This is a genomic window from Streptosporangium sp. DT93 (assembly GCF_049844535.1).
Lineage (GTDB): Bacteria > Actinomycetota > Actinomycetes > Streptosporangiales > Streptosporangiaceae > Streptosporangium.
The window spans coordinates 60,322-71,762 of record NZ_JBNCLF010000034.1; the positions used below are offsets into that span (position 1 = coordinate 60,322).

At 72.4% G+C, this 11,441-nt stretch carries 8 protein-coding genes; 3 read left to right on the forward strand and 5 right to left on the reverse strand.

Translation table 11 applies throughout. The features are described from left to right. Positions 1-51: 51 nt before the first annotated feature. Both ACLQ2R_RS38675 and ACLQ2R_RS38680 read right to left on the reverse strand, forming a co-directional pair. Positions 52-2,106: an N-acetylneuraminate synthase family protein gene (locus tag ACLQ2R_RS38675; protein ID WP_425966398.1), complete on the reverse strand. Its 2,055-nt coding sequence runs from the start codon at positions 2,104-2,106 to the stop codon at positions 52-54. A 183-nt stretch (positions 2,107-2,289) separates the two neighbouring features. After that, a complete protein-coding gene (locus ACLQ2R_RS38680) occupies positions 2,290-3,276 on the reverse strand; it encodes an alpha/beta hydrolase (protein ID WP_425966399.1) in 987 nt (328 codons plus the stop codon). Between the two features lie 321 nt (positions 3,277-3,597). On the opposite strand from ACLQ2R_RS38680, the gene ACLQ2R_RS38685 reads away from it, so the two are divergent. After that, positions 3,598-7,110 carry a S8 family serine peptidase gene (locus ACLQ2R_RS38685; protein ID WP_425966400.1) on the forward strand — a complete coding sequence of 1,171 codons (3,513 nt, stop codon included), beginning with the start codon at positions 3,598-3,600 and terminating at the stop codon, positions 7,108-7,110. 199 nt (positions 7,111-7,309) lie between these two features. On the opposite strand, the gene ACLQ2R_RS38690 is transcribed toward ACLQ2R_RS38685, so the two are convergent. Continuing rightward, positions 7,310-7,894 carry a TetR/AcrR family transcriptional regulator gene (locus ACLQ2R_RS38690; RefSeq protein ID WP_425966401.1) on the reverse strand — a complete coding sequence of 195 codons (585 nt, stop codon included), beginning with the start codon at positions 7,892-7,894 and terminating at the stop codon, positions 7,310-7,312. A gap of 102 nt (positions 7,895-7,996) precedes the next feature. Between ACLQ2R_RS38690 and ACLQ2R_RS38695 the strand changes: the two genes are divergently transcribed. Further along, positions 7,997-8,287 (forward strand): antibiotic biosynthesis monooxygenase family protein, encoded by a 291-nt coding sequence (locus ACLQ2R_RS38695; RefSeq protein ID WP_425966402.1) that lies wholly within the window; start codon positions 7,997-7,999, stop codon positions 8,285-8,287. Between the two features lie 48 nt (positions 8,288-8,335). Beyond that, positions 8,336-8,782 carry a hypothetical protein gene (locus ACLQ2R_RS38700; protein WP_425966403.1) on the forward strand — a complete coding sequence of 149 codons (447 nt, stop codon included), beginning with the start codon at positions 8,336-8,338 and terminating at the stop codon, positions 8,780-8,782. A gap of 286 nt (positions 8,783-9,068) precedes the next feature. Here the strand turns inward: ACLQ2R_RS38700 and ACLQ2R_RS38705 are convergent, their stop codons facing one another. After that, a complete protein-coding gene (locus ACLQ2R_RS38705) occupies positions 9,069-9,944 on the reverse strand; it encodes an AEC family transporter (RefSeq protein WP_425966404.1) in 876 nt (291 codons plus the stop codon). Positions 9,945-10,139: 195 nt separating this feature from the next. Further along, on the reverse strand, positions 10,140-11,276 hold the full coding sequence (locus tag ACLQ2R_RS38710; protein ID WP_425966405.1) for a WXG100 family type VII secretion target: 1,137 nt from the start codon (positions 11,274-11,276) through the stop codon (positions 10,140-10,142). Positions 11,277-11,441: the final 165 nt, after the last annotated feature.

Genomic DNA, 11,441 nt, shown 5'->3' on the forward strand with positions numbered 1-11,441 from the left:
CCCTCTCCGTTCCGGGACCCGCTTCGGAGCGACGCGTCGGCGTGAAACGGCTCACCGTGACGCGTTGGCGTCGCGATGAAGCACCTCGTCGCCATAGGAACGCCGCAGTCTGGCGCGCGGTGCCTCTTCGCCGGGGAACACCCGCTTGATCCCGTCGCCCAGGGCGGTCTCGATGATCCGGATGTCGCGGACCAGGTGCTCCAGCCCGGACGGCTCCAGCGAGGCGGCGTGGTCGGAGCCCCACATGGTGCGGTCCAGCGTGATGTGCCGCTCGACGGTCACCGCGCCCAGCGTCACCGCCGCGAGCGAGATCTGCAGGCCGCGCTCGTGGCCGGAGTAGCCGACCGGCACGCCGTAGCGCTCCTGGAGGGTGACGATCGTGCGGAGGTTGGCCTCCTCGGGGGGGAGGGGGTAGGTGGAGGTGGCGTGCATCAGCACCAGCCTGGAGGTGCCGAGGACCTCCACGGCCCGGTCGATCTCCTCCAGCGTGGACATGCCGGTGGACAGGATGATCGGCTTGCCGGTCGAGGCGAGCGCGCGGAGCAGCTCCAGATCGGTCACGCTGGCCGAGGCGACCTTGTGGGTCACCACGTCCATGCTCTCCAGGAACTCCACCGACGGCACGTCCCACGGCGAGGCGAACCACTCCAGGCCGCGCTCCCGGCAGTGCTCGGCGATCTGGCTGTACTCCTTCAGGCCGAACTCGGTCCTGATCTTGTACTCCAGGTAGGTCATCTCGCCCCAGGGCGTCTGCCGGATCTGGTCGCGCTGCTCCAGCGGCACGCAGATCTCCGGGGTGCGCTTCTGGAACTTGACCGCCTGGCAGCCGGCCTCGGCCGCCACGTCGATGAGCCGGCGCGCGATCTCCACGTCGCCGTTGTGGTTGATGCCGATCTCGGCGATCACGTAGACCGGCTGTCCGGAGCCGACCAGCGCCTCGCCGATCTGGACGGGCCTGGCGATCGGGTTGAGCCGCAGCTCGGCCCGGGGGGCGGTGGCGAGCTCGACCTGGTCCACCGGGCGGGCCGCCAGGACGCGGTCGCACAGCTCGCGGACGGCTCCGGCGCCGCCGGGCCTGGTCAGCACGGTCCTGGCGGCGGCGCGGACCCGGGGGTGGGCGTCGGGGACCGTGATCGGCCAGCCGACGTCGCTCATCGGGCCCAGGTCGTTGACGTCGTTGCCGACGTAGGCCACGCGGGCCGGGTCGATGCCCTCGATGGCCAGCCAGTCGCGCAGCACGGTCCGCTTGTCGGTCAGGCCCTGCAGGACCGGCACCTCGAGCTTGCGGGCGCGGGCGGCGACCACCGGATTGTGCTCGGTGGACATGATCATCAGCTTGACGCCGGAGCGGCGCAGCAGCGAGATCCCCATGCCGTCGGAGCGGCTGACCGCGACCGTCTCGCGGCCGTCCTGGTCGACGTAGGCGCGGTCGTCGGTGTGCACGCCGTCGAAGTCGGTGATCACCGCGTCCACGTCGATCGGCTCGGGCCGGTCCACGAACGGCGCCAGCGCCCGTGCGATCTCCAGGTCCTCGGGGGTGTCCACCTCGATGGCGTGGTGCGGGGAGACCCGCTGCACGGCGACGGTGCCGAAGAAGCGGTGGCCGTGCTCGCGCAGCCCCTGGGCGCGCATGACGTAGAACGCCCCGGTCTCGCGGAAGTCCGGCTCGCGGTCCTGGCGGCGCGGACGGTGCGCGGGGTCGTGGTTGACCCCGTCGCCCTCGGCGTTCCACAGGAACTCGTGTGTCTCCAGGCCGGAGAACACCACGTCGGCGTCGCCGTTCAGGACCCTGGTGACCGCGGCGTCGAGGTCGGCGGGGTCGATGAACGCGCTGGTGCACTGCACCAGGACGACCACGTCGGGGGTCTCGGGGAGGTGGTCGAGCGCGTGCAGCACGGCGGACTCGCTGGAGGCGGTCGCGCCGCTCAGCTCATCGGGCCGGTCGATCACGGTCGCGCCCGCCTCGCGGGCGGCCTCGGCGATGTCCCGGTGGTCGGTGCTGACGACGACCTCGTCGACCAGTTCGGCGCGTACGCAGGCTCGCACCGCACGGGCCACGAGGGGACTGCCTCCCACCGCGGCCAGGTTCTTCAGGGGGACGCCCACCGAACCTCCACGGGCGGGGACAACGGCCAGGACTCGCAAGGTGGCTCCTCATGACATACGGCGGAACGCCCCGGTCGGGGATGTCAAAGGAACCTAGTCACGAGGGTGACCGGCAAGGGGTGCCCGAGCTGAACGCCCAGAGTCGTCCGTATTAACTTTCCGCCCGCGCGGCGGGCCGCGCTCTCAGACGGTGGCGCCGATGGTGCCCATGAGCATCGGCAGGGCGCGCTCCAGGCCGCGCCGCCAGTACGGCCAGGTGTGGGTGCCGGGGCCGTAGAAGTCCGCGGTCACCTCGGCCCCGGCCGCTTCGGCCCGCTCGGTGAAGGTCACGGCCTGGCGGAGCAGCGCGGCCTCACCCTCGTCCCGGCCGGTGGAGGGGGCGTCCAGCGGGCCGGGGGAGCCGTCGCCGCCGGAGACGAAGAGCCGCACCTCGCGCAGCTCGCTGGCGAGGTCGGCCGGGTTGTGGGCGGCCCACGCGGGGTCCTGGGGCGGCCCCCAGAGCTTCGCGGAGTCCTCCTGGTTGCGCTTCAGCAGCCAGTCGACGCCGCCCTCGCCGTCGCGGGTGTGCAGCACGCCGGAGAACGAGGCCGCGGCCTGGAACATGCCGGGGTGGCGGGCCGCGTACGACATGGCGCCGAATCCGCCCATGGACAGCCCGGCCACCGCCCGCCGGTCGCCGGCGCCGTAGTCGCGCTCCAGGATGCTCCTTACCTCGGTGAGGTGGAAGGTCTCCCAGCCGGGGCCGTCGCGCCAGTCGGAGTAGAAACCGACCGGGCCGCCCTCGGGGACGGCCACGATCGCCCGGTAGCCGGAGGTGAGCCGCGCGGCGTCCCCCTTGCCGACCCAGGCGGCGTAGTCGCTCTGGCAGCAGCCGTTCAGCAGGTACAGCAGCGGCCAGGGCCCCGAGCCGGGCGTCCACCCCTCGGGCAGCAGCACCCGGACCATGCCCTCGCGGCCCAGCGCGGCGGAGGTGACGGTGAGCTCGTGGTCGCGTGCGCCCAGCTCGCGCACGGTGAAGGCCGGGATCGGCCCGCCCCCGTCGCGCGCGCCGGCCGCGCCGGTGCCTTCGCCGGGGGAGGAGGGGGGGAGCAGGGCGAGCAGCACGGCCGTGATCGCGACGGCGGTGAGCAGGAGCACTCCCAGGAGGCGTACGGCAGCGGTGCGGTTCACGTCGTCAATGATCCCGCGTCCGGCCGCCCCCGTGAACACGCGCGCCGCGACGGTCCCGCGGAGAGTCCGGGTGAACCGGGCAGATCACCCCGGCGTCGCGGCGGGGGCGAGGAGGGCGGCGGGGAAGGTGCCGGAAGGAGGGCGCCCATTCTGGCCTGCCCTGTTCACCCTGATTTTTATGACATATGGCGTTTTACGCGCCCGAAAGCTTGAAAATTTCACACGATCTATTCAGGATTTTCCACGTGGGTTGTAAAGATCATGTGCATCCCGCGTCGCCCTGCCGGGCGGGAGACTCCCGTCCGGCGTGAAGGAGACCGCGTGTCAAACACCCCCCGCCGCCGGCGATCGATCCTGATCGGGACCGTCACCGCCCTCGCCCTCCTCCTCCCCCAAGGGGTGGCCCAGGCCGCCCCCGAACCCGACAAGATCCACAAGACCGTCCTGGCCGAGCTGGCCGTCGACGACAAGGCCACCTTCTGGGTGCGCCTGAAGGGCGGCGCCGACCTCGGCGCGGCCCGCAGGGCGAGGACCAGGACCGAGAAGGCCACCCAGGTCTACCGCGCCAAGACCGAGCTGGCGGAGTCCTCGCAGGCGGGCCTGCGCAGGCTCCTGACCGCCGAGAGCGCCGACTTCACGCCCTTCTGGATCTCCAACGCCATCCGGGTGACCGGGAGCGCCAAGCTCGCCGAGGAGATCGCCGAGCGGCCCGAGGTGGACCGGATCGAGCCCGTCCGGGTCGCCACCCTGCCCAAGCCGATGCCCGGCAGGCAGACGGCGAGGGTGAACGCGACCGAGTGGAACATCGACCGGGTCAACGCCCCCAGGGTCTGGGGCGAGCTGGGCGTGCGCGGCGAGGGCATCGTCGTGGCCAACATCGACAGCGGCGTGCAGTTCGACCACCCCGCGCTGGCCGCCCGGTACCGCGGCAAGAAGGCCGACGGCACCGTCGACCACGCCCACAACTGGTTCGACCCCGCCGGGATCTGCGCCGGCACCGCGCCGTGCGACAACAACGACCACGGCACCCACACCATGGGCACCATGGTGGGCGGCGACGGCGCCGACGTCATCGGCGTCGCCCCGGGCGCGACGTGGATCGCCGCCAAGGGATGCGAGACCAACACCTGCTCCGACGCCTCGCTGCTCGCCGCCGGGCAGTGGGTGCTGGCGCCCACCGACCAGAACGGCGACGACCCCCGCCCCGACCTGGCGCCGCACATCGTCAACAACTCCTGGGGCGGCAGCGGCTTCGACCCCTGGTACAAGGAGACCGTGGACGCCTGGGTCGCGGCGGGCATCTTCCCCGTCTTCTCCAACGGCAACCTCACCAACGCGGGCTGCACCTCCAGCGGCTCCCCCGGCCAGTACACCGCCTCCTACAGCGCCGGCGCGTTCGACGTGAACAACGTGATCGCGCCCTTCTCCACCCGCGGCTCCGGCGAGAACGGTGAGATCAAGCCCAACCTCGCCGCCCCCGGCGTCGACGTGCGCTCCTCCGTGCCCGGCGGCTACGACGTCTTCTCCGGCACCTCGATGGCCGCCCCGCACGTGGCCGCCACCGTGGCGCTGATCTGGTCGGCCTCCCCGGGCCTGCTGGGCGACATCGCGGCCACGCGCGAACTGCTCGACCGCACCGCGATCGACGTCGACGACGTCCGCTGCGGCGGCACCGCGGCCGACAACAACATCTGGGGCGAGGGCCGCCTCGACACGTTCGCGGCGGTCCAGGCCGCCCCGGACGAGGCCATCGGCACGCTGGCGGGCACCGTGACGTCCAGCGGCTCGCCCGTGGCGGGGGCGACCGTCTCCGTCACCGGGCCGCTGAACCGCACCGTCGCCACCGCGCAGGACGGGACCTACACCCTGCCCCGCCTGCCCGAGGGCGCCTACCGGCTCACCGTGGAGAGGTTCGGCTACGAGGACGCCGCCGCGGACGTCACGGTCGTGGCGGACCGGACGGTCACCCGGGACGTGTCGCTGACGGCGCTGCCCTCGGGCACGGTGTCGGGGACGGTCACCTCCGGCGGCGCGCCCGAGGAGGGCGCCACCGTGACCGCGGTGGGCACCGCGGTCACCGGGGTCACCGACGCCGCGGGACGCTACCGGCTGACGCTGCCGAACGGCGACTACGAGCTGAGGTTCACCCCGCGCTCGCGGTGCGCGAACGTCCTCACCGTGCCGGTCACCGTGAACGGGGACCCGACCAGGGACGCCGAGCTGCCGCGCCGCACCGACGCCTTCGGCTACACCTGCGCGGCCGGCGCCGAGCCGTACGTCGCGGGCACCGTCAAGACGGCGATCACCGGCGACGACGTGATCCAGCCGATCACGCTGCCGTTCACCTTCCCCTTCTACGGCACCGGGTACACGGCGGGCTGGGTCAGCAGCAACGGGTTCCTGACCTTCGCCACCAGCACCGCCCTGGCGGGGAACGCGACCCTGCCCGCCTCGGCGGCGCCCAACGCGGCGATCTACCCCTTCTGGGACGACCTCGTGCTGGACGACCAGTCCGGCGTCCACACCGCCACCCTGGGCACCGCGCCCAACCGGACCTTCGTCCTGGAGTGGCGCAACGCCCGCTTCTACGCCGACGCCACCCAGCGCATCTCGTTCTCGGCGCTGCTCGGCGAGAACGGCTCGATCGGCTACCGCTACGACAGTATCGACAGCGAGCGCGACGCCGGGATCGGCGCCACGATCGGCGTCGAGAACGCGACCGGCACCGACGCGCTGCAGTACTCCTTCAACGCCGCGGCCCTGGCCGACGGCCAGAGCCTGACCTTCGCCACCAGCCGGCACGGCCTGCTGACCGGCACCGTCACCGACGCCAACGACGGCCGGCCCCTGGCGGGCGCGACGGTCAAGGTGGGCGACGTGGTGACCCTCACCACCGCCGAGGACGGCACGTTCCTCGGGCAGGTCCCGATGGGCGACTACCGGGTCGAGATCTCCAAGGAGAACTACGGCACCTTCACCCAGGAGGTCACCGTCACCGCCGGGGCCGTCACCCGGGCCGACACCGCCCTGGCCACCGGCAGGGTGACGGCCTCGGTCGCGGAGCTGACCCTGGTGCAGCCGGCGGACTCGACCAGGTCGGGCACGGTCGAGCTGTCCAACCTGGGCGTGGCCACGGACTACACCGTCGTGACCGAGCCCGCCCAGGGCTGGCTGGCGGTGACGCCGGCCTCGGGCCGGCTGGTCACGGGCGGCTCGCAGAAACTGACGGTGACCGCCTCCAGCGCGGGCGTCGAGCCGGGCACCGTACGGACCGGGAAGCTGCTGGTCCGCTCGGCCAGCGGCCGCAACCCGCAGATCGAGATCGTCGTCACCCTCGTGGTGCCCAGGCACCGGGTCGCGGTCGAGGTGGGCGGCACCAGGGACGTCGTCGACGCCGCCGGCGACCGCTGGAGCGCCGACCGGAAGTACACCACGGGCGGTCACGGCTACGTGGGGACCTCCACCAAGACGAACACGGCGAGCAGGACGATCACCGGCACCGTCGAGCAGGCGCTGTTCAGGAGCGTCCGCGAGGGGATGCTGGAGTACCGGTTCGACCAGGTGCCGGCCGGCACCTACACCGTCGAGCTGGGCTTCGCCGAGACCCGGGGCAAGCGGGAGGGCCAGCGCGTCTTCGACGTCATCGTCGAGGGCCAGCTCGCCGTCCCCGCGCTGGACCTGGCCCTGGAGACCGGTGCCTACACCGCCACCACCCGCCAGTACACGGTGAAGGTCACCGACGGCCAGCTCAACGTGCGCTTCGCCAAGCGGACGGGTGACACCGTCGTCAACGCCGTCCGCATCTCCGAACGGCCCGACCGGGCCACCCCGTAACGCCTGATGTCACCTCGCAGCACCCTGTGACACCCCGGTGCCCGCCGCCCCGTCCTCGCGACGGGACGGCGGGCACCGGCCGTCAGCCGTCGCGCCCCGCCGGACGCCGAGCCTTCATTGCGGTACGCGGAGCACGGGGGGCATACGGCGGCCCTACGGGGGTGCCGTGATCGAGGATCCGGGTTCCCGCGACGCCCGTTCATCCCGCGGCCGGGGGCGCCGTTCCCGCCAGCAGGGAACGCAGCGCGGCCAGGGCCGCGCCGGGGTCGACCCGGTCGGGGGCGAGGAGCCACTGCTGGTGGATGCCGATCCCGGCGCCGATGATCGCGACGGCCAGCGCCTCGGCGGACGCACCGTCCGGCAGCGGCAGCCGTTCCAGCCCCCGCCTGCAGTGGTCGCGCAGCGTGTTGTGGAGCTCGACGTAGCGGTCGCGGATGGGGGAGTCCGGCTCCAGCGCCTCGGCCAGGAGCGTGACGAAGAGCCGGGTGGCGGGCAGCGAGAACAGGGCACCGGCGCTGCGTGTCAGGCGGTCGGTGCCGCCTCCGGTCTCCCCCGGGGAGGCCAGGCCGGTGCGGATCAGGGCCACCGCGCGTTCGAACACCGCCAGCAGCAGGCCCTCCTTGCTGTCGAAGTGCCAGGGGATCGACCCCCTGCTGATCCCGGACCGCTCGGCCACGTCGACGAACGTGGTCCTCCTGTAGCCCTTCTCCGCGAACAGCTCCGACGCCGCCGTGAGGATCAGCTCCCGGCTCTCGTTGCTGGTCCGCTCCCGTCGCGTTGTCACACCGCCTCCTTCTATGCTAACAATCATAACCTATGTTGCTCAACATAGAAGATCGCTCGGCCGGGGGGACGACCCCCGTCGAGAGGAGCGAAGGAGAAGACCATGAAGGTCGCCATGCTGGCGAACCACTATCCGCACGCCGCCCACCGCGACGCGTTCGTCGAGCGCGTCCACCGGGTCGCCGAGGAGTTCCTGCGGGGGCCGGGATGCCTGTCGGCCGAGTGCTGGCTGACCGGCGACGCTGTCGTCTCGTTCGTACGGTGGGAGTCCGAGGAGGCGTTCGTCACCGCGTTCACCGCCCTGCGGACGGAGGAGCTGGACATCGACCATGACGAGCGCGAGTCGCGTCCCCGCGAGATCGTCAAACTCGTGGAGCCGCCCGCCGGCGCCTGACCGGATATCGCGTTGCCCGGCGGTCACGGCCGCTGCGATCATCCTGGGGTGGGCGCAGAGGAGCTATCGCGAATCCAGGAGAACGTCAGCCTCGCCATCGAGGAGCTCGGGCCGCTGAGCGACGTGGACTTCGGTCTCAACCGGGAGTCCGTCGAGTGGGTCGAGGGCTTCATCGAGAGGCAGCGTTCCCGGCCGGGCTTCGACCTGGAGCGGGCCGGCGGCCTGGTCGGCGTGCTCGGCTCGTTCCTCGGCGCGTGCGTCGTCGCCGCCACGGACGGCCACTGGCACTGGTCGGACGACCACGGGTGGGGCGTGTCCCTCCCCGAGGGCAGCACGATCTTCCCGTTCACGAAGGTGGACAAGCAGTTCCGCATGGGGCTGGAGGGTGGCGAGTCGGTCGCCGGTTTCTACCGGATCGTGGTCGACGTGATCGCCACGGGGAAGATGCGGAGAATACGCGAGGGCGGCACCGGCGCCGCCGAAGCCTCCGCCTAGTCTCCAGCCGTGGATCGTGACGATCTGGATGAGTATCGTCTTCGTATGCCCGAACGATCATGCCCACCACGCGCCTGCACTCCGCCTGGCTCGAGGCGCGTCACGAGTGGGGTCCCGGTCTCCACGAGGACGGATTCGGGCTGGGGGCGTCCGACGAGGTCGAGATCTGGTCGTACCGTTCGTGGACGTTCCGGCCGGGCCTGGCGCCTGCCGCACGACGAGGCGCCCGGCGCCGTTCCGAGGGTTGCCGGGGACATCCGGGAGCGTCCGGGGCGGGAGGGAAGGCTCAGCGGGTTCCCAGCAGGGCGATGACGGACAGGGTGCCCAGGGACAGGACGCTGGAGACGAGGATGGTGTCGCGGGGCAGCTCGGTGGGGCGGCCGTACTCGGCGGCGTAGACGAACGTGTTCTGGGCGGTGGGCAGTCCGGCGAACAGGACGGCCGCGAAGAGCGCCGGGCCGTCGAGGCCCAGCAGGAAGCGTCCGGCCAGGAAGGCCACCAGCGGCTGGGCCAGCAGCTTGAGGGCCACGGCCGCCCCGGTCGCGCGCCAGGAGACGGCCGTTCCGTTCAGCGACATGCCCAGGGAGAACAGCGCCAGGGGCACGGCGGCGCCACCGAGGATCTCCAGGGGCCTCAGTGCGAGGTCGGGAAGGCGCAGGCCGAGGGCCGACACGCCCAGGCCGAGGAGCGAGGCCACCACGATCGGCGTCCGCAGCGGGGCGAGGAAGGACGAGCCCCCGGCCCCGAGGCCCAGGAAGATCAGCGGGGAGACCAGCAGGACCTGGAACATCAGGACCGACACCACGAACGTCGCGTCGTTCAGGACGTACAGGCCGACGGGGATGCCGAGGTTGCCGGCGTTGACGTAGGCCGAGGACATCGCGCCGGTCACCCGGTCGGACGATCCGCCACGGAACAGTGCGAACGCGAGCAGGCCGACGGCGAAGGTGCTGATCGCGAAGGCGAGCAGCGGGCCCGGCCGGATCCGGTCGAGCGGGGTGCGGCTGAGCGTGGTGAACAGGACGGCGGGCATCGCGACGGTGAACGCGAACGCCGTCAGCGCCTCCCGGACCTGGGGCCCCACCCGCCCGGACCGGGCGGCCAGCCAGCCGAGGGCGCCGATAAACCATATGGGGATAAAAGCCGCAATAACCGCCTGCACCTGACATACCGTAACCGGACATCGGTCCGCGGTCCCCGTACGGTGGCGGGTCGCCCGCAGGGCGGCACTCGATCGTCCCGGCGCACGATCGTTCCGGAGGGCGCCGGGACGGCTCGGTGGCCGACGTACCCCGGCCCGGTCTCGCTGCCCACCGCCTGGGGACCGGCCCGTGGTTCCGGAGGGCGCCGGGACGGTTCAGTAGCCGACGTATCCCGAGCCGGTCTTGCTGCCCACCACCCCGGGCACGTTGGAGACCGACCCGTACCGCTCGATCGCGTACCGCACCCCGGCGATGATGTTGTCCACCGGGTTGTAGATGTCGCGGTGCCCGGGGAGCGCCCATCGGGAGAACGTCGGGTCGATCGTCTGCATCAGGCCCTTGGACGGGTGCCCGGCCGCCGCGTTGGAGTCCCAGAGGTTGATGGCGCGCGGGTCGCCGCCCGACTCGTGCTTGATGATCATCCAGATGTCGTCGACGTTCATCTTCTCGACCGGATGGCCCTGGGCCCTGAGGATCTCGACCGCCTGGTGGATCCATTCGACCACCCTGCCCTGGGGCGCCGGCCCGCCGCCCGGTGGGGGTGCGCCGCTGGGCCCGTAGCCGCCGGCCCCGCCCCCTTCGCCGCCGGAGGACGAGCCGCCGGAGGACGTGCCGCCGGTCGACGTGCCGCCCGAGGACGAGCCGCCTCCGGTGTGCGACGCCGGGCGGATCTGGTCCTCCGGCACCGGCACCCACCGGGTGGTGTGCCCGTGACCGGGGACGAACGCCTCGTCGCCCGCCGCCGGGATACCCGCGAAGCCGGGGACGGCCTCGCCGAGGTGCTTGCCGATCTCGCCCCGCGCGGTGGACAGCGCGGTCTCCGCCGTGTCGGCATGCCCCCGCGCGAGGGACGTCGCCGCCGACACCTGCCCGCCGATACCGGGCCTGAGCTGGTCCTCGGTGGCGTGCGGGTTGACGCGCCGGTACTCCGCGACCCAGGCCAGCAGGTCGTCGCAGACCTGGCCGATGTGCCTCCTCGCCGTCTCGACCGCGCCCGCGGCCGCCTCCAGCGAGGCGGCGCAGCCGGTGAGCGCGTCGTGCAACGCGTCACCCGCGCGGCCGTACCGGCGCATGTACGCCACGAAGGCGTCGGCCGAGGAGCCGTTCCACGCCGCGTCCACGCCGCCGACGGCCGAGCCGAGGGCGTCGAGCGGCGCGACCACCCTTGGGGCGGCCGCGCGCCAGCGGGCCGCGATCGCCCGGATCGCGGCAGGGTCCCCCTCGGCCTGATCGGCGAGACGCGCCAGCGCCTGGCCGCCGGGCAGCGCCGCCACGGCGTTCGTGTCGGTCATCGTGCGAGGTCGTGCGGTCTCATCGAGTGCCTCTCGTGGATACTCCGGCCTTCAGGCCGGGGAGGAAACGGGAGCGGGAAGGCGCTTCGGCGCCTGAGCGTGCCTGGACCCGCACGACCCGCTTCACCCGTTCCATCCAGCACCTGACTGACGTTGCCATATCGT